We start from the raw sequence: 23709 nt of genomic DNA, 5'->3' as shown, positions 1-23709 counted from the left end.
GGTTTTCAGAAAAGAAAATCGTCGCGATCCATTTGCGAACGGCTGAAATCCTCGATGATCAAACGATGATCTCCGATCACGATATGGACATTGTCTCCGACTTGTCGGGCGGCGTCCTGAACATCCCGCCAGCTATCGAAACGTGCCCAGTTACTGAGGCTTATCTGATCGTCTCCAGGTTCGAAATCGGTGATCCGGTCGGTCCCGCCAATGAAGACGAAACGATCGGCTCCCTCATTGCCCGTCAATATGTCGTTTCCGGTGCCGCCATTCAGCGTATCATTGCCTTCGCCGCCGAACAGCCGGTCGGCGCCCGAACCACCTCGGATCACGTCGTCACCCGAACCGCCAAATGCCCTGTCATTGCCGTCGGCCAGACGGATAGTGTCATTGCCTTCCCCGGCATAGACAAGATCCGCCCCGCCGCCTGCCCGGATCACATCATTACCTTCTCCTGCATAGAGAGTATCGTGACCCGCGCCGCCATCAAGAGTATCGTTGCCGCTTTCGTCGCGGATCAGATCCGCGCCATCGCCGCCGAACAGGCGATCCTCGCCCTTGCCGCCGATGATCGTATCCGCACCGCTGCCACCGTAAATCAGGTCGTCATCGTCCTGACCGAAAAGGCGGTCGTTCCCGCGGTTGCCGGAAATCGTGTCCTCGCCGTCTCGACCATAGATGATGTCGGCGCCTGCAGTCCCGTTGAGGCGGTTGGCCGAGCCGTTACCATAGAGCATTGCCATTTTTGTGCATCCTTACGATAAAAGGTTTCCTTGCCCGAACATGTCTTAGCACGATGTGCCGCCGCATGGTCCGAGGGTTCTGACACCCATTTTTCGGAATGGGCACCGGTCGACGCTTGGTGATCTACCGGTTTGTCCGAAGCCACTGCGATTACGCGGGTAACGCAATATTATTCCCTGGACCGTGATTTTTTTAAGAACTGAAATTGTGGCGAAACTCCGCTTCGGTTTCGGGCCACGTACATTTGGCCGCAGGTTAACGCCGAAAGGCAGAATCAGCCTATCCGGCATCAATTCCGGTCGCAGGCGTCCCGCAGCTATCGGGAGGTGTCAGCAAGCCGTGGCCAAAGATGTTGTCATGCCCTTCGCTGCCCAGATCACGCGCCCGTATCACAAGCTGTTCGCGAACAGCTGCTGCGGACAGCTCCGGCCTGCTTTGTAACAACAATGCCGCCGCTGCCGTCACGAAAGGCGCCGCATAGGAGGTGCCGGTCTTGGTGCGCGCACCGCTGATCGACGCCGCAGTCCACACATTCACACCCGGAGCCGCCAGATCGATATGCTCGCCGCGATTTGCCCGACGATAGACCTGCCTACGCCGATCCACAGCGGTCACGGCGATGACAGGATCATACGCGGCGGGATAAGCGGGCTTGGCCGAAGGACCATAATTTCCGGCGGCTGCCACGAGCACGATATTGTCGGCTGCCATCCGGGTAATCTGAGATCTGAGCGTTGCGTTCGGCGGACCAGCCAGGGACAGATTCACGATTCTCACGTTCTGCCGGGACAAATAATCAAGTGCCTGAATCAGCGCGAAAGCATCTGTGCGCTCATCTTCCTGAACTTTCTGGAAGGCATCGACCGCGACAAGCCGTGCTTTCGGGATCAATCCCGGTGAGCGGCTGTCGGTATCGCCGACCAGCAAGGACGCTACCGCCGTGCCGTGCAATAGTCCGGATGCTTCGGCCGGATCGCTTGCGGCGATTCGATGTACATGAATATCCGCATCCGAAAGTGCCGGATGTTCGGAATTCAGTCCCGTATCGACCATCCCGATAACAGGCAAGGAACCGCAGCCGGAATGCGTGACCGGCCATGCGATGACCTGCCGCGCGAGACAATCGATACCGTGGCAGGATTCGGCCTGTTCGCTACGGTAGTAATGGTTGAAATCCGCGCTTTCAGACGAATCCAGTTCCCGGGCGATCTGCCTTGCCTGCTGCATGGTCATTTCCCTGGGCTTGCGCATGCGCATAAGGGACTGACCGGATGACAGTTCATGTCGCGCCAGTAGCGCAAATCCCTGCTGCTCGAGAACATCCAGTTCCTCGTCAGTCAGCCCGCGCACCAGGATCTCTTCAGGCGCGCGCCGAGGCAGTGGGGCGATCACAGGCGCGGGGACCCGGCGGCGAATGACCCGTCCATCGTCGTCGTCATCATCCGTGATCGCGGGACGGCGAACACGACGGGGCCCGTCATCATCATCATCATCATCCGCCAGAGCCATTCGGACCAGCCCCGGACCATCTGGACCAAACTGGGGTTGTATGCAGAATGCCGCCAGAAAGATGGCAATCATGCAAAGTGTTCGTGACATTGTAACGCCTCTCGAGGTCTGGTTTCTGGACATTTACGACCGATCCTTCCAATTATTCCGTCAGTTTTAGGGAAAATAACAGGGCAGAGGAGAATCTATGGACGCCGCGTTCGGCGAATCGCTGATTGAATTGCTGCCAAATCTGCGTCGCTATGCCATTTCGCTGTCACGGCGGGTCGATATCGCGGATGATCTGGTGCAGATCACGGTCGAGCGTGCTTTGGCCAACCATGCCAGTTATGATTCAGGGATGCGGCTGGAACCGTGGTTGTTCCGTATCCTTCGCAATGCCTATATCGACATGACCCGGCGGAATCGGACGCAGGGCACCCAGCTCGATGTGTTTGAAATGCCCGATATCGTTTCCACCGATGGCGTAGCGACGGTCGAGACGCGCCTGATGCTGCACTCTGCGCTGGACGCGATGGAAACCCTGCCGGTCGAGCAAAGGGACATCCTGCATCTCGTATGCATCGAGGAACTGAGTTATGCCGAAACAGCGGAAGTACTGAGTATACCCAAGGGAACGGTCATGAGCCGGTTGGCTCGGGCGCGGATGGCCCTTTCAGAAAAGCTGGGAATAAAATGACTGTCGGACCGTAAGTTGAAGGCGATATCTACTCAAGCTGTTCGAGGCGTGCATGCAGATCGATGACGAAACACTAATGGCCTTTGCCGATGGTGAACTTGACCCAGCGACAACGACCCGGGTTGCGGCGGCAATCGATGCCGATCCCGATTTGCAGGCCCGGCTGCGACTGTTTTCCGAAAGTCGGAACCGCTTGCAGGCTGAAGCGCAGGACGCGTTTGCACAATCCTCGGCACAGGATGCCCAGCTGATCGCCAGAATTCGGGCGGCATCCGTTGCCCCGGCCAATACCGCCGCAGCCACGTCCGGCGCCGTCGATATATCCGCTGCGACGCCCGGAAACATCAATCGTCGTCCGCTGGCGGCAATTGCCGCGGCTTTGGCCCTGGCCCTGATCGGCGGCGGGTTGTGGTGGCAGCTGGGCGATTCCGCCGGCTCCGCTAGGCTGGACGCTGCGCAGGTCGCCGCGTTGGACAATCTGCCATCGGGCGAGGCGCAGGCGCTGGACGAACAGACTACCCTTACCATGATCGCGTCATATCGGAATGGCAAAGACGAATTGTGCCGGGAGTTCGAAACGCATAACGCCACCGGTATGAAGATCAGCGTTGCGTGCCGTGATCGGGATGACTGGTCACCACGCTTCGCAATGGATGTCGAAGCTGCCACCGACGGTTATGTGCCTGCTGCGGGCGAGCTTGAGGAATTGGACGCCTTTCTTGCCAATACCCAAGCTGGCGCTCCTCTGACGCCGGAAGAGGAGGCTGCAGCCTTAGCCGAATGACATTTGGCGTTCGCGGCATGGCAAGTCCGGATGAACATCTTCCAAACACAGCCCGGTCAGTCGGTCCTGACCCCAAGCGTCATGGTTTCGTTATTCATTCCGGTTGCGATAATTTCATGCCCGCCAGTGTCCGCGCCGTCAACCGTAACCGTTTGGCCGAGGCTGATCACGAGACAGACGTTCTTCCGAAATCTGCGTGACTGGGCGCGTATGCGAGGGCGGATCAGGAACGCAAACTGTCCGGGAGCCCAATTGGTTTGTGGGCGCCCGAATGTTGATCAGGAGAGAGTTCTAGCGCTTTGGGAATACCGGAATCTAACCTGCATTCTCGCCTTCGCCCGGCACGGCATCGGTCGTATTCGCCTCTGATGCTGGAACTGTCTCGGTACCGCCAACATCGGCGACGGCATCCATCTTGACTTCAGGAAGCTCGTCCAGTGCGGCAACTTGCTTGGCGCATAGATCGGCTGCCCCGGAAATCTGATCCTCCAGCGCGTCTATCGTGCTCCAGCCGCCATCTTCGATGAGATTGTCCCGCTCATAGGATCTTGCCTCCTTCAACTTTGCGAAATTGTCCGCGGCGTTGACATCCGATACGAACCTGTCGACGCAGATGGAAGCAACCAGTTGTTTGCGGCTGTCATTTGTCGCCTGCTCTGTCATTTCCCGAGCGGATCCACCGGTCACCCAGCCGCCTGCGGTGAATCCGATAACCATCGTCAGAACTGCAGTACCAACCGCAGTCCATGCCAAAGTTCCTTTGGTTGGTTGATATTCCTGAAGTTTTTTAAACATATTTCATGCTCTCCCTGTTTATATTTTGAAATGTAAGGATGGAGGATAAGCATGCATCATGTCAAACGATTTGGTGGGATACAGGGGATAATTTTGAAAAATCCAGATCATTGAGCGGTGGATCATGAATTTCGTTCGGGACAAATTTATATAAATAACTGATTTTATTGATTGTTGTAATTTGCAGATATCGAAATAAAAAATCTGCATTTCTTGTCATGGTTTTGTGGGGGAAGGGATTCAGCAATTTTATCATGTAATAATATCATCACGATTGGTCACGTATTCGTGAAATTTCTTAACAAAACTTATGTTTTAAATACCAGATTACAGATTTTTATTGTGGTATTGTATGGGTATTGATTGCAGAAAATAAACCATGTTTGATTTGTGTCCTGAAAATCGAACATTCCCTAGGGTCCATCCCTATAAATTTCTGTTGAATGATTCACGCTTGTCATGAGCAAAAGAGACAAGCGATATTTCTGGCTGAGCACGCAACAGATGCGGCGTATTCAACCTTTCTTCCCCAAGCTCCGAGGGCGCGCCAGATCGGATGACTGCAGGGTTCTAAGTGGGATCATCTCCGTCAAGCAATATGGGCTTCGCTGGCAGGATGCGCCTGCAGTCCATGGCCCCTGCAAGACCCTGTATAATCTGGTTTGCCCGCTGGTTCCGGATGGGCGTTTTCGCGCGAATATTTCAAGAATTGGCGCAGCCTGGAAACCAAGGCGATACTCTGATGATCGACAGCACGTTTCTGAAGGCGCACCGCATGGCGGCCTGAACTCCAAGCTGCACATGCTCAGCGACGGCAAGGGCGGCCGTTGAACTTCTTCCTGCCATCCTGGCCAGATGGCTGACAGTCGTGGCGCTCTTGCGCTTCTGTGTCACTTACCTCCCGCCAGGCGCGTCCTGGGCGATAAGGCATATGATGCCGATTGGCTGCAAGATGCTCTCAAGGAGCGTGATATACCGCCCCGGAAAAAGCGCAAGAAGCCCGCCAGATACAACAGGCGCCTTTATCGAAAGCGTTACCGTATCGAGAACGCCTTCAACTGACTGAAAGACTCGCGCGATATCGTGACACGCTGCGAGCGATGTGGAGATATCTTCCTAAACGCCATCATCCCCACCGCCATCATGATCTTCTGGATTTAAAATTTATAGGGATGGACCCTGGAGGGTGTCAGCGGCCTCACGGCGGATGATTTTATTTTCCGATGGCCACAGAGAAATGGGTTCTGTCCCGCGCTAATCGATAGCGTGGACCTTTCATCGCCTCACCCTGCGTGCTTATTCCAGTTCCGTTCGGCGCGCTGTCCAAGAAAACCTCTGCATCCGTTCCAGACGATAATGCCGTTCATGCGCCGCTTGCGGGGTTCTTTCGGAAGCCGAATGCCACGTAATCGCGTTGATAGGCGGAAAAAGCGGCGGTTATCAGCTCCTTATCCGACAGGAGTGCCGGCGGTGCCGGAATTTCGATACGCTCGAGCTGCGGGTCGGGGATATTCGCACTTTGGCACAGATAGTCGATATCTGCCTGAAGACGATCCTCGCGGATCAGAATATCGGGCTGCACGAACTGGCTGAAGCCCGCCAGCACCGCGGACTGACTTGCCCAATGAGGGTGGGTCGGAAGCGTGGTCTGGCCGTTGAGGTTGCGGCCCAGAAATTCAAGGAACTGGTGGAACAGCCTGACTGTGCTCGCATCGTCCAAGTCGGTCAATGCGTCATCCACAGGCAGATCCACGCGATGAACCTCGCGCATCAATTGCCGCAGTTCAGGTTTGGCCTCTGACAGCAGATGCAGGAAGGCCTCCCAGGCGCGGTGCAGCGGATGCCGCAGGATGATGAAGCTGCGATGTCCCGGATGTTGCCGCTTCCACTGGCGCAGGCTGTTTTGCGTATGGTTGCGCCCGGTTTGCCCCAAAACCTCGAACCACCCTTCTTGCGGAACTGCTCCTCCGTCCCTGACCGGCATGTAAAGCAGGCCCGAGCCTGCCTCGCTGGTCAGAAAACTGGGGACGGCGGGACCTCGGCTGGGCTCGAAATTCGGGATCTGCCCAATCGCGAACGGGTCCAGTTGCTGCAGATCGTCCTGCATCTCCTGAAAATTCGTGACCTTCTCTTCCATGGAGCGCGGATTTTGCGGAACCTGATCGCTTGCGGGTTTGACATTCTGCACGTCGCTGCGGCCAAGCCAGTGAAGCAGGCCGGTCATCACCGAGCTGTCGCGGAGATCGTTGTAATCAAGCCAGAATGCACTCTGACCGGTGGACTGAAGATGATGAACGATCCGCCGCTGAAACTCGATCTGCTTCGACAGGGTCTGGCGAAATTCCTCACGGTTATAGGTGATCGATGCCGGGATCGGGGTTTCGGTTTCATTCAGCTTCCATTGGTTCGTTTCCCAGGCCAGCCGGGTCGAGACATAGCTTTCCAATGGATTGCGGGTCAGGATGACCTTTGCACAGCGACGGTCGTCCATAATGGCGTCGAACACCCGCGGATCGTGATCGTGAAAATAGCGGAATCCCGGAAGATGATCAGGCTTGTTGAAAAGCTTGTCGAGCAGCCGCATCGGATCGGTTTCCCGCTCGTCGCGGGTGATCCCCAGCATTTCATCCTTGTCCGGCCAGCCCATCATATAGGGATTGAACGCCTCTCCGAAGCAGGTGACTTTCCTGACGGCGTTCAGCGTTGCCTCGAGCAGATTCGAGCCGGTGCGCATTTCGGCGAAGATCACAAAACTGCGAAAAGCGTCGGTCATCAGATTTCGTTCCTTGTCAGGATATGCGATGCCTTGGTGATCGGCTGATCGCCGGTCAGGCGTGGATGCAGCCCGGAATTGCGCAGACGTTGCAGATGTTCTGCCAGTCCCGTGGTATCGCGCATGGGGGGCAGGCTGGTGATGGGTTTGGCATTCGGGTCGATCTGGCCCAGTGCCTTGTCAAGGATCGCCTGGGGTCTTGCGATGAAATCGTTGAATTCCCAAAGTTGGACGCGCGCCTTGACCCAAACGGAATTGAGAATCTCAAGCTGATCCATCTCGGTTCGCTGGAGCATGGCGGTAATCCGGCGAACGTCGTCGAAGGGCATCCCGGTTTCGAGCAGCGGCAGGTTCCAGGCCCCGGTCACCACGAAAAGCGTGGCGTTGGAATCGGTCGCCATGAACCAGTTAAGGCTTTGATTGTCGCGGGGGCTGAACTGAAAGATCTGCATCTTTTCGGTGACGCGGATCAACGCGGCAAGGAAGCGCTGGGTGTCGTAATCACGAATCTCGGCACTGCAGGACAATGCTCCGGGCCCGATCTCGGGCCGGCCTGCGAATTCCACCTTTTCCGGTCCCAGAAGATGGCCGTGAACGTCGCCGGAAAGATGTTCGGCCAGCCATGTCTCAAAATCGGGGAAAATGTCAGTCAGTCCCTGAAACAAGGCGTAGGGCGCAGAGGTCTTTCCGTTCTCGGCATCCTTCCGGGGGAAACGGCTTTGCATATACAGGCCCGGACGCCCCAGAACCCGGCGGCTGAGCGCGCGCGCGATCAGTCTTTCGATATGGGCGGGTTGCGGGGGTGAGGGATCGGGGTCGGATTTGGCGGGTCTGGGAAAATGCTCCAGCAAGCGGGTCGCACCCGGCCAGGTTTTCCGCGCGACGAAACAATTCGATTCCTCGAGTATCGGGATGTGGTCGTCATAGGCCCGATAGGGCCGTCCACGATGATCAAAACGCGAGAATGTCAGCGAACGGCTTTCGATCCTGTTCGAATGTCGCCGAGCCAGCGTCTGGAAGTAGCTTTCATCGGGGATCCAGCTTCGGCGGAAGTAACGATCATATTCCCAGCGCCGCGGATCGTCCAGGATTGCACGCAGCGTCCGCGCGGTCAGGCACCACCATTGCGAGCCGAGATGCGGGGTAAGACCGCGCGGCAATCTTCGCCTGATGCCCAGCCGTCGCTGAAGATTGACGCAGGAATCGAACAGTTTGCGTCGTTTGCGCCAGTCGAACGGGAAATACATCGTGAAGCGTTCTTTGTTCAGCCCGCCGATGACCCATGCGACCTCATTCGCGTCAACGCTTTCGATATAGTCACGGTCGGGGGACAAGGCGAGAAATGCGGCGAGATCCGAGATCGGGCGTAATGGCAGGCAGGAACCGGATGCAAGATAGACATGCGTGCAGTCGGGGAATTCCTCCAGCAGCAGGGATGCCGCATGCTGCGTTGCCTCGATCAGGCTGAAGCGCCCCCAACCGCAGCGAACCCGGCGGGAAAAGCGAATGCCGGGCAGATCCGACAGCGCGGCCTTCATCTGATCTATTTCGGTTTCAGGAGATTTCGCGTCGACATGGATCGCGACTTTCGCCCCGCCCTCGGCCCAGATCCGGGCGATCCGTGCCGCCATCTGCAAATTCTCGTGGCACAGAAGGACCACGCCCATATTGACCGGTGCGCTCATGGCCAGTTCCCGCTTGAGATCAGGCCAAGATCCTCAAGCTGCCGCCAGTCGCGGAACCTTCGCGACTCGCTGCACCACAGGCGCACGCCCTGCTGCAATCCGGCATGATAGGCGCGGTATTCCTGGCTGTTTCCGTAATGCTGGCCGCGATCCAGTTCTTCGGTGGATTTTTTCGCGAATGTGGACAGGAATTTGGCGTGTAGCAGGCAGCCCGATGCCATCTCTCCTCCGTCCTCGTCGAAAACCTGATTCAGTGACCGGGGAAGCAGCATATGGGTCGAGCTGTAATAGGTGAAGCGCCTGTTCCATCGAACCAGCGGAATCTTGTTCAATGCCGGGCCCGACTGAGGGTTATAGGGAAAGAATGCCCGGGTCCGCGGGCCGCCCTGTACCCAGAGATTGCCAAGATAATTATTCTTCCTGATCGAATAATTGGCGGGGTCGAACCAGCAGGCGATCTCGAACGGGTTCTGGCCCTCGCGATAGGTTTCATCGTCCAGATTGCCCTTGGGATACATATCCAGAAGCATCGCCGGGAATGATCTGTGCCCGGAATCAGACAGCCAATCGGTCAGGGCGGTTAACGGACGGGTGTCGCAATGCGGATAGATCAGGAATTCATCGGGATCGACCGTCAGGCACCAGTGGTTGTGACCATATCGAAACAACAGCCAGCCCAGCCAGTCCATCCCGAAACGCGATTGCTTGTAGCTGGCACGGGTCTGCCATAGCGAAACATCGGGTTGAACCTTCAGATATTCCGTGCTGCCATCTGTGCTGGCATTATCGACGAACAGGAAATGCCGGACTCCGAGATTGCGATAATATTCCAGGAAATAGGGTAGCCGCACCCTTTCGTTCCGCTGCGTCACAAATGCCAGAATATCCCGTTTCCGGATCTGATCGGTGCGGTCGCTTACCGGGGTCAGGGCACGACGGCGATTGATCGCGCGGGCGATCAGCCATTGACGCTCTGCGCGGCGACGTAGCCTGGCCGGTAAAGGCAGATGTTTCAGACCCTGCACGATGGGCACCCGTCAATGCGATAACATAAAAATCTATTCAGTTTCTGCACTATGCCTTGCCGTTTCAAGGGGCAAGTCCGATGCCTGCCCCGTTCCCATCAGGCCAAGCTCGACCAGATGCTTCCATCCCGTATAGCGCTGAGAGTCGCTGTTCCACAATATGGGCTCTTCAACGAGGGTCTGATGATAGTCGACGAACTGATCCGGATTCGAGAAATGCTGACGTCGTTTCAGCTCTTCCGACGATTTTCCGATGATTTCCGGCAGGAACTTGCTGTGCAGCAGCACACCGCTGGGCCGGGGATCCCCGGGGCCGTCATAAAGCTCGTTCAGATAACCGGGCAAAAGCGAATGTGTCGAATTTACATAGGCATATCGCCAATGCCAGCGGATCAGCGGTAGTTTGTTCAGAGTGGGTGAGATATCCCGGTCGTCCTGAAAAAATACCCGTTCCCGTACGCCGCCGCGCAAAATGCGGTTGCCCTTGGGATACGAGATTTCGCAGCGATAGGGACCGGCATCGAACCAGGGCAGCCGCTCTGTCAGGGGGGCATCCTGAGGCGCTTCGGCCTGACCCAATGGCTGCTGCGGATACAGGTCCAGCATCAGGGCACCCATGCCGACCATCTGTTGATCATCAAGAAAACGGGTCAGCCCGGAAAGGGTGCGACGCTCCCAGTCGGGATAGATCAGCAGCTCATCGGCATCGACCGTCACGCACCAATGACCGTGACCATATCGCAGCAGAAGAGCCCCGATCCAGTCCATGCCGAAACGCGCGCCGCGATAACTTTCCCGACTGCGCCACAGGGACAGATCCGGCTGTTCAAGCAGAAGCGCAGTCGAGCCGTCATCGCTGTCATTATCCACGATCAGGAAATGCTGGACGCCCAGCTTCCTGTAATGCGCCAGAAATTCCGGAAGCCTGCCGGCCTCGTTCCGGATGGTCGCGAATAGCAGGATGTCATCCTTGCGGATTGCAGCGGTGCGATCGGCAAGCGGCGTGAGTCTGCGGCCCACGCGAATGGCGCGCCACAGGATCTCACGCCGCTTCCATCGCAAGCGATATCGGGACCAGAGCCGCCGCAGACGGCTGGCGTGTTGTCCGGTTGCCGTGGTCAAGCCTGGTAATTGCCGTTTTGATGCCAACGCCAGGCGTCGGCGATCATCTGCTTCATGGTCGAGCGCTCGGGCCGCCAACCCAGTTCGTCCTTCGCGCGTTGGCTGCCGCAGACCAGTTTGATCGCGTCCCCGCCACGGCGCGGGCCGTCCACCATCGGGACGGGGCGGTTGGTGACGCTGCGCGTCGCATCCACGACTTCGCGCACCGAGAAACCGTCACCCGTGCCAAGGCAGAAAACCCGGCTGTCCTTGCCCGTCCGCAACCATTCCAGCCCCTGCACATGAGCATCGACCAGATCCATGACATGGACATAATCGCGGATGCAGGTGCCGTCATGCGTCGGGTAATCGGTGCCGTGGATCGTCAGGGCATCGCGCCTGCCGTCGACGGCATCGAGAATCAGCGGAATCAGATGGGTTTCGGGGCGGTGAAATTCACCCACCTCGGAGTCCGGATCGGCGCCCGCCACGTTGAAATAGCGGAAGATCACATGACGCAGCCCATGCGCTGCCTCGAAATCCGTCAGCATGTTCTCGATCGCGCGCTTGCTGGCGCCATAGGCGTTCAGCGGCGCTTGCGCCGAGCTTTCGTCCAGAACTTCGCCATCGCAATCGCCATAGGTCGCGCAGGTCGAGCTGAAGACGAAATTCATGCAGTCCGCCGCGACCGCAGCCTCGATCAGATTCAGCGATCCCCAGACATTGTTCCGCCAGTATTTGCCTGGCTCGGCCATTGCCTCACCGACCTGACTGAGCGCGGCGAAATGCAGCACAGCAATCGGTTCATGCTCGGCAAATGCGGCATCCAGTGCGGCGCGATCGGTCAGGTCGGCCCTGACCAATGGCCCGAACTTGACCGCATCGGCCCAGCCTGTCGAAAGATTGTCCAGAGTTACAGGTATATAACCCGCCTTCGCAAGCGCCTTACAGGCATGCGAACCGATATAACCGGCTCCGCCGGTCACCAATACTTTTCCGGACATCGCTTACTCCGCGGCGCGGCGCATAGCGGTTATGCCATGCAGGAAATCCAGAAATTCTTCGCGCAGTTCGTCGCGTTCGAGTCCGAAAGCAACTGTTGCCTGAAGGAAACCGGCCTTGGAGCCGCAGTCGAAACGCTGACCACGGAAGCGCAGGCCGTAAACATCGCGTCCGGCATTGATTTCATCGGCAATCGCATCGGTCAGCTGAATTTCGCCGCCCGAGCCCTGCTTGAGCTTGTTCAGGTTCTGCATCACCGTCGGGGCAAGGATATAACGCCCGATGACCGCAAGATTGGACGGTGCGGAACCAAGCGCAGGCTTCTCGACCATGCCCTTGGCGCGGACGATGGCGCCCATGTCTTCATCCACGTCCAGAACGCCGTAGGCGGAGGCTTTCTCTTCGGGGACTTCCATCGTGGCGACCATGCTGCCACCGGTCTCGCCATAAGCCTCTATCATCTGCTGGAGGCAGGGAGGTTCGCCCATGATGACGTCATCGGTCAGGATCACGGCAAAAGCTTCGTCATCGGCCAGCAACCGGCGGGCACACCAGACTGCATGGCCCAGACCCAACGCCTTGTGCTGACGGATATATGCGATCGCGCCGGATTCCATATTGGTCTTGCGCAGCGTGTCCAGAAGCGCGGTCTTGCCCGCCTTTTTGAGATTGGATTCGAGCTCATGTGCGTGATCGAAGTAATCTTCGAGGGCGCCCTTGCCACGAGAGGTCACGAAGATGAATTCCTTGATCCCGGCTGCCCGTGCCTCGTCGATAGCGTATTGGATCAGCGGTCGATCGACCAGGGTCATGATCTCTTTCGGAATGCTTTTCGTCGCAGGTAGGAAGCGCGTTCCCAGGCCGGCAACCGGGAAAATGGCTTTGGTGACTTTACGGCTCATACAAGTGCCCCTTTAGTTGCTGTCTGCTATCACAGATGTGAAAGCGAAATAGTTAAAGAATGTTTACGTTCACTGCGCTTAACGCGTCGCGCGCAAAATAGTTTGATCACTTATGCTTTGAAAGACGACAGTCTGGTTAAAATGCTATCATAGGCTGGTTTCCACTCAAACAATTATCCCACACTTAACACCCGACGTTACGTTATTTTGTCAATCGATTTCCATTTGCTTCATCATGGTCTCCAGACGTGTAACGTCCTGGGGGTTGTTCAGTTCCCAGAATTGACGTCCACGGGCCTCGACCTCGACGCAAAGCAGCCTGCGGCCCCGTTCAAGGAACCGCAGTTGCTCTAATCCTTCCAGCTTCTCAAGCGTTCCCTCGGACCAGGTCGGATAGGCGGCCAAAGCGCTTGGACGATAGGCATAGACACCCACATGATGATAGACCGGGCTGGGATCGTCCGGGCCATAGTTTTCCCCGGCATAGGGGATGACTTCCTTCGAGAAATACAGGGCCTGCCTGTCATGTCCGAAAACGGCCGTGGTGCCGCCGACTCGCCCCGCCATGCGGTCTGCCAGCAGGTCGTTGCGCATCTGTCCGGTGCAGCGCAAAACCGGGGTAGCGACATCCGCAGCGGGATCAGCACGCAGTCCGGCGATCAGATCCTCGACGAACCACGCGGGCGTCAGAGGCGCGTCACCCTGAAGATTGACCACGATCTCGGGACGATCGTCAAACGCGGTCATGGCTTCCGCGCAGCGTTCGGTGCCATTGCGGCAATCCGGCGAGGTCATGATGACCCTGGCGCCAAAAGCCTGGGCGTGATCCCTGATCCGCTCATCATCCGTGGCGACGGCGACATGGTCCGCCCCTTGCACGGCCATGGCCGCTTCCCAGCTTCGGCGAATCAGGCTGCGCGTTTCGCCCGAAGCCCCCTTCAGCCCGACCAATGGCTTGCCGGGATAACGGCTTGAAGCATAACGCGCCGGGATGAGGATGAGGACCGACATCGTCAGTCCTTCACAAGCAATACACCAGGTGCGAATGCGATAAAGAACGGATTCTCAAAGCCGGGTTTGCCATAGGCGAGCGCAGTGTGGTCGTCGAAGCGCACGACCTCGCCTCCTGCGCCCCGCAGCACGGCATCGCCCGCCGCGGTGTCCCATTCCATGGTCCGGCCCAGCCGGGGGTAAAGATCGGCCTCACCCGTTGCCACAAGGCAGAATTTCAGCGACGATCCGGCGCTGGTCATATCCCGCGCCGAATAGCGCGCGATATATTCATCCGTGGCGGCATCACGATGCGATTTCGACGCCACGACCATCAATCCCCGGTTGTCCGGCGTGGGGTTCACCCCGATCGAGTTCACCTCGCCGGGTTCGTTCCCGAACGGCCCGCGTTCCTCGACCGAGCGCCCATCTGCGGTGGTATAGAACAGACGATCTTTTGCCGGCGCGTAAACCACGCCGAGCAGGGGAACGCCATTCTCGACATAGGCGATATTGACGGTGAAATCTCCCCTGCGCTGCACGAATTCCTTTGTCCCATCCAGAGGATCGACGATCAGGAATGTCCCAACAGCCTGCCCGTGAGTCGCGGCCTGCTCTTCCGTGACCAGCGGGATATCGGGAAATGTCGCACGCAGCCCCGCGGAAATCAGCGCATCCGCGGCTTCGTCCGCGGCCGTGACAGGCGAATCGTCGGACTTGGCCCGGACAGCAAAATCGTCGGCATTATAGATTTCCATGATCTTTTCGCCCGCCTGCAAGGCGAGGCGGCGCATTTCAGTAACAAGTAGATCAAATTGCATCGACTTTTCCTCTGCTTCGCGGTTCGGTGCCAAAGTCTTGATTGTGCGGGCTTACATATCCGGGTATCTTCGTGCAACCGTGGTCCGCCTGTGGTACCACCAAATCTCACGGAATTATGTATTTCGTGTGCATCCGAAGCACAAATTCGACTGATTTTTACATTGTTTACACAGCGCCGAAACCGAAATTTCCTGGATGCGATCTTTACGACGCTGAATCTGATCTATCATCAGACGGTTTACAATCTGCGCAACAATGACCGGAACGCGGTCATGGGCCTGCTTTTCACGATCGCCCAGACTGCCATCTTTGTCGGTTTTTTTGCTCTTTTGTATTTCGTTGTCGGAATTCGCTCCTCCCCGATCCGGGGTGATTTCATCCTGTTCATGATGTCGGGCATCTTCGTGTTCATGACACATGTGCAGACCGTCGCACAGGTCTCCGGAAGTTATTCCGTCGGCGGAGGTCTGGCGAAACATGGGCCGATGAATGCCGCGGTCATGATCGCTGCGGCGGCGCTTGCCGTCCTTTACCGGCAGATGCTGAGCGGGATCGTGATTCTCGGGTTGTATCACCTCGCGGTGACGCCGATCACGTTCTATTTCTTCCCCGGCTGCCTTGCCATTTTCCTGCTGGGATGGTTCGGGGGCGTCTGCGTGGGGTTGGTCTTCGTCGGGCTTCGGCCATGGATGCCGAAGGCGGTTGGAATCATGACCCAAGTCTATCAACGGGTGAACATGATCGCTTCGGGCAAGATGTTCGTTGCGAATTCCTTGCCGAATTTCGTGCTGCCGTGGTTTTCATGGAACCCGCTGTTTCATGTCGTGGACCAGCTTCGCGGATATCTGTTTGTCAACTACACGCCGCAAAAGACCGACTATCATTATGCGATCTGGGTTTTCATCGGAGTGCTGATGGTCGGGTTGCTGATCAACTTCGCCGCACGCAAATATGAATCGCTGAGCTGGGGAGCGGCGCAATAGACCGATTGAACCGGCAGTCGGACTTCACCGAAAGCTGCGCTGCTGTTTCACGCCTCGGTCTGACCGAATACACCCGCAGCGCGCCCGATCAGCATGAAGCCGCGCGCGGTGCGCGTGTCGGTCAATGCCTGCACATGAACATCTTCCAGACGCGGCAGGTCGCGGGTCAATAACGTATCGAAGTGACGCAGGAAGTGATGCGCGGTGTCGCGGAAAATCTCGTCACCGCGCAACAGGGCGGATACGATCTCCAACGCGCCGGCATCGCGAATGCCGCCGATTTTGGCAGCGATCTTACCACGCTCACCTTCTGCGAATTTTCTCCAGATGGCAGGCGGCACATGTTCTGGCGGCAGATCGTCCATAAAGATGCCATGTCCGGCAAGCAATGTCACAACATCCTGAGCGGCGCGAAGGACTCGGGCGGTCTCGGGTTCCTTCAATGCGGTGCGCAGCGCTGAAATGGTTTCGTGATCATCCGCATCGTCGGGGAAATTGAGCGCAAGAACCAGCGTATCCGCGGGAACGGGTGCCGGTTCGGGGGAATCGAAATCCATGCTTGCCTGATGCGGGGCCGCCGCGGATTGCCTTGGCTGCGCGATCGCGACAGCCGGGGCAGGGCGCGGTTGTGCTGCGGGGAGTGGCTGTGTTGGCATCGGTTCCGGCACAGATTGCGGTGGGGCGGATTTTGGTGGCTTGGATGCCAGCTGCTTCAACTGATCGAGATCAGAGCGCAGTTCCGCGGCTTCCGCACGCAAATCGCTGATTGCATGGGCAAGCCCGACCGCCATCCAGATCAGGATAAGAGGCATCACGATCCCGATGATGATCACGAGCCGGGTGATCCCGCCGGTTTCCGCATCCGTCCTGACCGGGATCAGTAACCAGAACCCCAGCAGAAGAACCACCCAGATCGCACTCAGTGCCAGGCCGATCATCAGGACCGGTTTGCGCTCTGTCATCGCTGTGCCGTTGCTGCCGGGGGGCATAAGTCACTCATACCGGATGGCGAGGATCTCGTAGCTGCGCTGGCCGCCGGGCGTGTTCACCTCGATGCTGTCGCCCTCGTCCTTGCCGATCAGTGCACGGGCCAGAGGCGAGCGCATGTTAAGCAGTCCACGCTCGATATCGGCCTCGGCCTCGCCCACGATCTGGTATCGGCGCTTTTCCTCGGTATCCTCGTCGATCAGATCGACAGTGGCGCCGAACTTGATCGATCCCGACAGTTTGGCCGGATCGATGACGTCGGCACGCGACAGGATCGCTTCCAGTTCCTTGATCCTGCCTTCGATGAAGCCCTGTTTCTCGCGTGCCGCATGATATTCGGCATTTTCCGACAGATCGCCATGCTCGCGCGCTTCGGCGATTGCGCGGATGATCGCCGGCCGTTCGGTCGATTTCAACCGGGTAAGCTCTTGTTCGAGTGCTTGATAGCCGCGCCTTGTGATCGGTAACTTGTCCATCGTTGCCTTGTCCTTTCGGATTGCGTCATCCTGTCGGAGTTAACCGAACGCCCCCGCCATTTGACATGACAGGGGCGTCAGAACCGTTGACAGGTATCGTGACTCCAAATCCACGGGCTTTGCAAGAGCGGCGGTTGCTTTGATGGCAGTTTTTGGCCAGTTCAATCCGCTGCGTCATGATTGCGCATTGCGATATCGCCATGTAGTGCTGTCTCAGCCAGAAGGGATGAGGAGAATTCCAGCCATGACGGAAGCCGCGCAGTTCGAACGCGAATCGATGGAATATGACGTTGTGATCGTGGGTGCTGGGCCCGCTGGTCTATCTGCGGCGATCCGACTGAAGCAGATCAATCCCGAAATCGAGGTCGTGGTTCTGGAAAAAGGCTCAGAGGTTGGGGCGCATATCCTGTCGGGTGCGGTACTCGATCCGTCCGGGCTGAACCGGCTGATCCCCGACTGGAAGGAAAAAGGCGCGCCGCTGAATACCGAGGTCGTGGACGACAATTTCTATATCCTGGGCGAGTCCGGCCAGATCCGGGTGCCGAACTGGCCCATGCCTCCGTTGATGAACAATCACGGCAATTACGTCGTCAGCATGGGCAATGTCTGCCGTTGGCTGGCCGAGCGGGCCGAGGAACTGGGGGTTGAGGTTTTCCCCGGCATGGCCGCAAGCGAGATCGTCTGGGACAAGGGTGAAAACGGCGCGGATCGGGTCAAGGGCGTCGTGGCCGGTGTCATGGGGCTGAACGCGGACGGCACGCCGGGGCCTCAATATGAGCCGGGGATGGAACTGCACGGCAAATATGTCTTCATCGCCGAAGGCGTGCGCGGCAGTCTTGCCAAGGAAATCATCAACAGGCTGAACCTGTCAGAAGGGCACGAGCCGCAGAAATTCGGGCTCGGCATGAAAGAGATCTGGGAGGTCGATCCTGCCAAGTTCAAGAAGGGCCGGGTCGTGCATACGATGGGCTGGCCGCTGGGCAAGAATGCCGGGGGCGGCAGTTTCATCTATCATTTCGAGGATAATCAGGTTCTGGTCGGTTTCGTCGTCCATCTGAATTACCAGAACCCGTATCTTTACCCCTATATGGAATTTCAGCGTTTCAAGCATCACCCGATGGTGGCCGAACTGCTGGAGGGCGGCAAACGGGTGGCTTACGGCGCCCGCGCGATCTCCGAGGGCGGCTGGCAGTCGATCCCAGAACTGTCATTCGATGGCGGGGTTTTGCTGGGCTGTTCGGCAGGCATGGTGAATGTGCCGCGGATCAAGGGTAACCATAACGCCATGTTATCCGGGATCGAGGCGGCCGAGGCTGCCGCGGCGGCCCTGGCTGAAGGCCGCGCCGGCGACCGGCTGACTGCGTATGACGAAGCCGTGCGCGGCGGCGAGATCGGCAAGGATCTGAAACGCGTGCGCAACGTCAAGCCGCTTTGGTCGAAACTGGGGCTTTGGGCCAGTCTCGCGCTTGGCGGTTTCGATATGTGGATGGCCAATCTGACCGGCTGGAACCCTCTGGGCACGTGGAAGCACGGCAAGACGGATGCGCAGGCGACCGGCAAGGCCAGCGATTTCCAGCCGATCGATTACCCCAGGCCTGACGGGAAACTGTCGTTCGACCGGCTGACCAATGTTTCGTTTTCCTTCACCAATCACGAGGAAAGCCAGCCCTGCCATCTGACGCTGAAGGACGAAACGATCCCGATCGCGGTCAATCTGCCACAATATGCGGAACCCGCGCAGCGCTATTGCCCGGCCGGCGTCTATGAGGTGGTCGAGGATGCGGGTAATCCGCGCTTTGTGATCAATTTCCAGAACTGCGTCCATTGCAAGACCTGCGACATCAAGGACCCCAGCCAGAACATCAATTGGGTGACCCCGCAGGGCGGTGACGGGCCGAATTACCCGAATATGTGAAGCCGTGCCGTGTGGCGGTCATTGCTCATCAACTGGGGGGGCGTTAGGGTTACGGTAAATTCAACCTTGCCCAGCCGGTGTATGAAGTGACTATGACCCGTCCGAATTTGGCTTTGACCGCAGCGTTATGTGCGGGTCTGCTTTGGCCGTTAACCTCGCCCGCCACCGCGCAGGAACCGCCGCCGCCGCGACCCGAGGAACTTCAGGACAGCGATCCGGTTCCCGCCGCCGAAGCCGAAGGGGATGCTCCGGCGGAAACCGCCGCGCAAGAGGAGCCGGCGCCCCTGACGAAGGGGCTTGCCGGACCTTTCCTTGCGGCGCGGATGGCAACCGTGCTTAACGATTACCGGGCAGCCGCGCGATATTTCTCGCAGGCGGTGGCCAGCGATCCGAACGATCTTTATCTTCAGGATGGGGCGCTTGTCGCGCAGATCTCGGCCGGTGATGTCGAGCGTGCGACCGAGCTGGCCGGGCAAATTGCCGCTCAGGGCGGCGGAACCGAGCTTTCCGAACTGGTTCGCCGGATTGACCTGGCGCGTCATGGCGATTGGACGGGACTGGTTGAAAATCTGGAAGAAAGCGGCGTCGAACCGGGTGGGGAGAACGGCAACCTGCTGGACGGGATGATGCGTGCATGGGCCTTGCTGGGCGCCGGGAACGCATCGGTCGCACTGGAAAGCTTCGAAGAGATGGCGAATGCCCGGGATGTGGCGCCGATGGTTCATTACCATCTCGCACTCGCCCGGGCGATGGTCGGGGATTACGAAGGTGCGCATAAGCTGCTGTCCGACAGGCGTATCGGCGATAATCTTCTGGGCGTGATCGCGCGGGTGCAGATCCTCGTGCAGCTTGAGCGCCGGGACGAGGCGCTTGCACTGCTGAATGACGTTCAGGGGCTTGAAACGGAACCCGAGCTTGTCGATCTCAGGGAAAAGCTGCAAACCGGAGAGCCGATCGCCTTCGATCTGGTTCAAACCCCCGCCGACGGTATTGCCCAGTTGCTGCTGACCTTCGCGTCGGCGCTTGCCGCGAATCCCGATCCGGAACCATTGTCCCTGATCCATGCAAGGCTTGCGGTGCGGCTTGCACCCGAACTTGGCGCGGCCCGCCTGACTGTCGCGCAGCTGTTGCAAAGCCGGAACCAGTTCGATCTCGCCGAACAGGAATTCGAGGCGCTTCGCCGTATGGGCGAAATGCGGCCGCTTGCGGAATTGTCGCGCATAGAGGCTTTGTCGCAGGCCGAGCGTCCTGACGAGGCGGAAAGTGCCGCCCTGACACTGACCGCTGCCTATCCCGAACTTCCGCAGGCCTGGATCGCGCTGGGGGATCTGCTGCGTCAGCAACAGAAATTCTCGCAGGCGGTGCCGGCCTATGACAAGGCGCTTTCGCTGCTTGCCGATGCGCAGCCGCAGGAAAAATGGTTTGCCTATTATGCCCGTGGCATCGCGCTTGAACGCGCCGGGCAGTTCAAGCGTGCCGAGAAAGATCTGCTTGCCGCGATCGAAATCCAGCCAGAGGAACCCAGCTTGCTGAATTATCTGGGCTATAGCTGGATCGACCGGAACAAGAATCTGGATCGTGGGCTGGAACTGATCCGCAAAGCGGTCGAGCTGTCGCCAGATGACGGCTATATCCTCGATTCGCTTGCCTGGGCTTATTATCGTCTTGGCCGCTATGAGGAAGCGATCGACCCGATGGAAAAGGCGGTCGCCTCGATGTCTTCGGACCCGGTGGTGAACGATCATCTGGGCGACATCTACTGGAAAGTCGGACGTCAGCGCGAGGCCGAGGTGCAGTGGCGGCGCGCTCTGTCCTTCGAGCCGACCGAAAGCGGCGAGGTCGATCCCGAGCGGATCCGGGCCAAGCTGGATCGCGGACTGGACACGGTCCTGAAGGAAGAGGAGGCATCCGGCGAAACGGCGGAATTGCCGGATCCCAAGGCCGAGGCGAATGCCGAACCCTCGAATGGCGACTGACGCCCGATGAATGCAATGGAATTGTCGGAGCACGCTCCGGCCAAGCTGAATCTGGCGCTGCATGTGACCGGCCAGCGCGGTGACGGGTATCATCTGGTCGATTCGCTGGTCTGTTTCACGGCGATCGGGGATGTGGTGCATCTGTCGCCCGGACCGCTTTCTCTGGCGATAGCCGGTCCTTTCGGTGCGGGCCTTGACCCCGGGGACGATAATCTGTGCCTGTGTGCTGCGCGGCTGGCTGGCGGGCAGGCCGCCATAAGACTGACCAAGAACCTGCCGGTCGCCTCGGGCATCGGCGGCGGTTCGGCGGATGCGGCTGCGGTTCTGCGCGGGCTGCGGCGAATGGGGCATGTACTGCCCGGCGGGCTGGAGCGCCTTGGGGCTGATGTGCCGGTCTGTCTGGCTTCTCAACCGGCGCGGATGCAGGGGGTCGGTGAGCAGTTGACGCCGCTTCCTCCGCTTCCCCCGCTGCATCTGGTGCTGGCTAATCCCGGCTTGTCGCTGTCGACGCCACAGGTCTTCACGCAGATGGAGAACCGGCAGAACCCGCCACTTCCGCCTCTTCCCGATTTTCACGATCTTGCGACCCTGATCCGCTGGTTGCGCGGCACAGGAAACCATCTCGAAGCCCCGGCGCTTCGCCTTGCCCCGGTGATTGGAGAGGTGATCCTGGCTTTGAGGGGGACGGGCGCGGCGTTTGCGCGTATGTCCGGTTCCGGTGCGACCTGTTTCGGGATTTTCGAAGATGCCGCCCGCGCCGCCCACGCTGCCAAGCGGTTGCGGCAGCATGGCTGGTGGGCGGTCCATACGGAACTGGCGCAGCCGCCCGCCACTGGTTAAACTGCCTCAAGATACCGGAGAACCCACATGCTGCGTCTTGGCGTGAATATCGACCATGTTGCCACGATCCGTAACGCCCGTGGCACGCCCTGGCCCGAGCCTCTTCGCGCCGCCCGCATCGCGGAAGAAGCGGGGGCCGATGGCATCACCGCGCATCTGCGCGAGGATCGCCGCCATATTTCCGATGCGGATATCGACGGGCTGATGGCCAATCTGCGGTTGCCGCTCAATCTGGAAATGGCCGCCACTTCGGAAATGCAGCGGATCGCTTTGCGTCACCGCCCGCATGCCGTCTGCCTCGTTCCCGAAAAACGGGAAGAGCGCACGACCGAAGGTGGCCTTGATGTGGCCGGAAATGAGGGATTTCTTGCCGATTTCATCGCCGCCCTGCGCGAGGCTGGCAGTCGTGTCTCGCTGTTTATCGGCCATGATCCCCACCAGATCGAGGCTGCCGCCCGTATCGGTGCGGCGGTGGTGGAATTGCATACCGGGGCCTATTGCGATTTTGACACCGAGGGCCGCATCGCCGAGCGCGATGCCGAGCTTGCGGGGCTGACCAAAGGCGCAGAACTCGCCGCGAGCCTTGGGCTCGAGGTTCATGCTGGCCATGGCCTGACCTTCGATACCGTTGGACCGATCGCGGCGCTGCCTCAGGTTGCGGAACTGAATATAGGTCATTTCCTGATTGCCGAATCCGTCTTTTCGGGGCTTGAGGGCGCGATCCGGGAAATGCGCCGCCATATGGATGAGGCCCGGTCATGAATCGCCTGATCGCCGCAACCCTGTGCGTGGTCACAGCTCCGGCTCTTGCGCAGGCCGATCCGCAAGATGCGACGACATATCCCTGCGATGACGCGACGCGGGCTGATGTCATCGCCGAGCCGTGGGAGCAGAATACCGCAACATATGCCGATGGCCGGGTTCGCGTCACCTTGCTGGACTATATCGAACCTGCGGGGGCGGCGATGAAGCTGCTGATTCTCAGCCCGCCGCATGACGAGATCGGTCGGCGCCAATGCCGGATCGTCGGAGTTCCGGATCGGCAGGGTTTCTACGGGATCGATTTCGCCAAACGGCAGGCCGAATATGATCCCGCCACGGGCCTGACCTTGACCATTCCGGTCCGGCAATATCCGACGGAAAACGATCAGGGCGAGGATGACGGCTGGTTTCAGCTTGGAATCACCATCGATCAGAAAACCGGCGATATTGCCTTGCAGGAGGTTAGGTGACAGCGACAGATTTCTTATTTGCCCGGATATCCGCGATCCCGGCAGGACAACCAAAGGCATGATACTGGGCATAGGCACCGATCTTGCGAATATCGAACGAATCCAGGACACGCTGGACCGTTTCGGAGATCGTTTCCGCAATCGCGTCTTTACCGAAACCGAACTTGCCAAAGCTGCCCGTCGCAAGGATGAGGCGGGGACTTTGGCGAAAAGATGGGCTGCGAAAGAGGCTTGCTCGAAGGCGCTTGGAACCGGGTTGGCGATGGGGATCAGCTGGCGCGACATGGCGGTCAGCAATCTGTCGACCGGGCAGCCCGTCATGGCGCTGACCGGCTGGGCGGCGGACAGGCTGGCGCAGATGACCCCGCCCGGTCATGACGCCGTCGTCCATGTCACCCTGACCGATGACCACCCTTGGGCACAGGCTTTTGTGCTGATCGAGGCTCGGCGTTTGCCGTGACTTGACTTTGCCCCCTGCAAAAGACCAAA

General features: G+C 58.6%; 22 protein-coding genes and 1 pseudogene. 10 read left to right on the top strand and 13 right to left on the bottom strand.

Annotated features, from left to right (window positions below; all coding sequences use genetic code 11):
* Positions 1-5: 5 nt before the first annotated feature.
* Both D3P04_RS17890 and D3P04_RS17885 read right to left on the bottom strand, forming a co-directional pair.
* A complete protein-coding gene (locus tag D3P04_RS17890; RefSeq protein WP_119751231.1) occupies positions 6-743 on the bottom strand; it encodes a calcium-binding protein in 738 nt (245 codons plus the stop codon).
* 280 nt (positions 744-1023) lie between these two features.
* Entirely contained in the window at positions 1024-2343 is a 1320-nt protein-coding gene (locus D3P04_RS17885; RefSeq protein WP_232845072.1) for a S8 family serine peptidase, read from the bottom strand.
* Between the two features lie 97 nt (positions 2344-2440).
* On the opposite strand from D3P04_RS17885, the gene D3P04_RS17880 reads away from it, so the two are divergent.
* On the top strand, positions 2441-2932 hold the full coding sequence (locus D3P04_RS17880; protein ID WP_119751230.1) for an RNA polymerase sigma factor: 492 nt from the start codon (positions 2441-2443) through the stop codon (positions 2930-2932).
* Positions 2933-2984: 52 nt separating this feature from the next.
* Positions 2985-3716 carry an anti-sigma factor family protein gene (locus tag D3P04_RS17875; RefSeq protein WP_119751229.1) on the top strand — a complete coding sequence of 244 codons (732 nt, stop codon included), beginning with the start codon at positions 2985-2987 and terminating at the stop codon, positions 3714-3716.
* A 315-nt stretch (positions 3717-4031) separates the two neighbouring features.
* Here D3P04_RS17875 and D3P04_RS17865 read toward each other — a convergent pair whose 3' ends face one another.
* A complete protein-coding gene (locus D3P04_RS17865; RefSeq protein WP_182912916.1) occupies positions 4032-4511 on the bottom strand; it encodes a hypothetical protein in 480 nt (159 codons plus the stop codon).
* 459 nt (positions 4512-4970) lie between these two features.
* Between D3P04_RS17865 and D3P04_RS17860 the strand changes: the two are divergent.
* Positions 4971-5672 (top strand): annotated as a pseudogene (locus D3P04_RS17860) (IS5 family transposase).
* Between the two features lie 202 nt (positions 5673-5874).
* On the opposite strand, the gene D3P04_RS17855 reads toward D3P04_RS17860, so the two are convergent.
* From D3P04_RS17855 to cysQ, 8 genes are all read right to left on the bottom strand, one after another.
* Positions 5875-7284, bottom strand: a complete 1410-nt coding sequence (locus tag D3P04_RS17855; protein ID WP_119751227.1) for a sulfotransferase family 2 domain-containing protein — start codon at positions 7282-7284, stop codon at positions 5875-5877.
* On the bottom strand, positions 7284-8969 hold the full coding sequence (locus tag D3P04_RS17850; protein WP_119751226.1) for a DUF5927 domain-containing protein: 1686 nt from the start codon (positions 8967-8969) through the stop codon (positions 7284-7286). Before D3P04_RS17850 ends, D3P04_RS17855 begins: the two co-directional genes overlap by 1 nt.
* Positions 8966-9994, bottom strand: a complete 1029-nt coding sequence (locus tag D3P04_RS17845) for a glycosyltransferase family 2 protein (RefSeq protein WP_408634392.1) — start codon at positions 9992-9994, stop codon at positions 8966-8968. Before D3P04_RS17845 ends, D3P04_RS17850 begins: the two co-directional genes overlap by 4 nt.
* A gap of 33 nt (positions 9995-10027) precedes the next feature.
* The gene (locus D3P04_RS17840) at positions 10028-11116 is read right to left on the bottom strand and encodes a glycosyltransferase family 2 protein (protein ID WP_232845071.1); all 1089 of its coding nucleotides are present in this window, start codon (positions 11114-11116) and stop codon (positions 10028-10030) included.
* Positions 11113-12099 (bottom strand): UDP-glucose 4-epimerase GalE, encoded by a 987-nt coding sequence (gene galE, locus D3P04_RS17835; RefSeq protein ID WP_119751225.1) that lies wholly within the window; start codon positions 12097-12099, stop codon positions 11113-11115. Before galE ends, D3P04_RS17840 begins: the two co-directional genes overlap by 4 nt.
* 3 nt (positions 12100-12102) lie before the next feature.
* The gene (locus D3P04_RS17830; protein WP_119751224.1) at positions 12103-12999 is read right to left on the bottom strand and encodes a UTP--glucose-1-phosphate uridylyltransferase; all 897 of its coding nucleotides are present in this window, start codon (positions 12997-12999) and stop codon (positions 12103-12105) included.
* A 210-nt stretch (positions 13000-13209) separates the two neighbouring features.
* The gene (locus D3P04_RS17825) at positions 13210-14010 is read right to left on the bottom strand and encodes a 3-deoxy-manno-octulosonate cytidylyltransferase (protein WP_119751223.1); all 801 of its coding nucleotides are present in this window, start codon (positions 14008-14010) and stop codon (positions 13210-13212) included.
* A gap of 2 nt (positions 14011-14012) precedes the next feature.
* The gene (cysQ, locus tag D3P04_RS17820) at positions 14013-14810 is read right to left on the bottom strand and encodes a 3'(2'),5'-bisphosphate nucleotidase CysQ (RefSeq protein WP_119751222.1); all 798 of its coding nucleotides are present in this window, start codon (positions 14808-14810) and stop codon (positions 14013-14015) included.
* Between the two features lie 162 nt (positions 14811-14972).
* On the opposite strand from cysQ, the gene D3P04_RS17815 reads away from it, so the two are divergent.
* Positions 14973-15794: an ABC transporter permease gene (locus D3P04_RS17815; RefSeq protein ID WP_119751221.1), complete on the top strand. Its 822-nt coding sequence runs from the start codon at positions 14973-14975 to the stop codon at positions 15792-15794.
* Between the two features lie 47 nt (positions 15795-15841).
* Here the strand turns inward: D3P04_RS17815 and D3P04_RS17810 are convergent, their stop codons facing one another.
* Both D3P04_RS17810 and greA read right to left on the bottom strand, forming a co-directional pair.
* Positions 15842-16756 (bottom strand): hypothetical protein, encoded by a 915-nt coding sequence (locus tag D3P04_RS17810; protein WP_119751220.1) that lies wholly within the window; start codon positions 16754-16756, stop codon positions 15842-15844.
* A 30-nt stretch (positions 16757-16786) separates the two neighbouring features.
* Positions 16787-17257: a transcription elongation factor GreA gene (greA, locus tag D3P04_RS17805; protein WP_119751219.1), complete on the bottom strand. Its 471-nt coding sequence runs from the start codon at positions 17255-17257 to the stop codon at positions 16787-16789.
* A 244-nt stretch (positions 17258-17501) separates the two neighbouring features.
* Here greA and D3P04_RS17800 point away from each other — a divergent pair, with 244 nt between their 5' ends.
* From D3P04_RS17800 to acpS, 6 genes are all read left to right on the top strand, one after another.
* The gene (locus tag D3P04_RS17800; protein ID WP_119751218.1) at positions 17502-19172 is read left to right on the top strand and encodes an electron transfer flavoprotein-ubiquinone oxidoreductase; all 1671 of its coding nucleotides are present in this window, start codon (positions 17502-17504) and stop codon (positions 19170-19172) included.
* A 92-nt stretch (positions 19173-19264) separates the two neighbouring features.
* Positions 19265-21148 carry a tetratricopeptide repeat protein gene (locus D3P04_RS17795; RefSeq protein ID WP_119751217.1) on the top strand — a complete coding sequence of 628 codons (1884 nt, stop codon included), beginning with the start codon at positions 19265-19267 and terminating at the stop codon, positions 21146-21148.
* A 15-nt stretch (positions 21149-21163) separates the two neighbouring features.
* Positions 21164-21988, top strand: a complete 825-nt coding sequence (locus D3P04_RS17790) for a 4-(cytidine 5'-diphospho)-2-C-methyl-D-erythritol kinase (RefSeq protein WP_232845070.1) — start codon at positions 21164-21166, stop codon at positions 21986-21988.
* 27 nt (positions 21989-22015) lie between these two features.
* Positions 22016-22750 (top strand): pyridoxine 5'-phosphate synthase, encoded by a 735-nt coding sequence (locus D3P04_RS17785; protein WP_119751215.1) that lies wholly within the window; start codon positions 22016-22018, stop codon positions 22748-22750.
* Positions 22747-23220 (top strand): hypothetical protein, encoded by a 474-nt coding sequence (locus tag D3P04_RS17780; protein WP_119751214.1) that lies wholly within the window; start codon positions 22747-22749, stop codon positions 23218-23220. The genes D3P04_RS17785 and D3P04_RS17780 overlap by 4 nt, the downstream gene beginning before the upstream one ends.
* A gap of 58 nt (positions 23221-23278) precedes the next feature.
* Positions 23279-23680 (top strand): holo-ACP synthase, encoded by a 402-nt coding sequence (acpS, locus tag D3P04_RS17775; RefSeq protein ID WP_119751213.1) that lies wholly within the window; start codon positions 23279-23281, stop codon positions 23678-23680.
* The last annotated feature ends 29 nt before the right edge of the window (positions 23681-23709 follow it).

The organism is Paracoccus onubensis, from assembly GCF_003591515.1.
GTDB classification, from domain to species: Bacteria; Pseudomonadota; Alphaproteobacteria; order Rhodobacterales; family Rhodobacteraceae; genus Paracoccus; species Paracoccus onubensis.
Note: the sequence above shows the minus strand (reverse complement) of the source record. Positions and strands in the feature narration are given on the sequence as shown.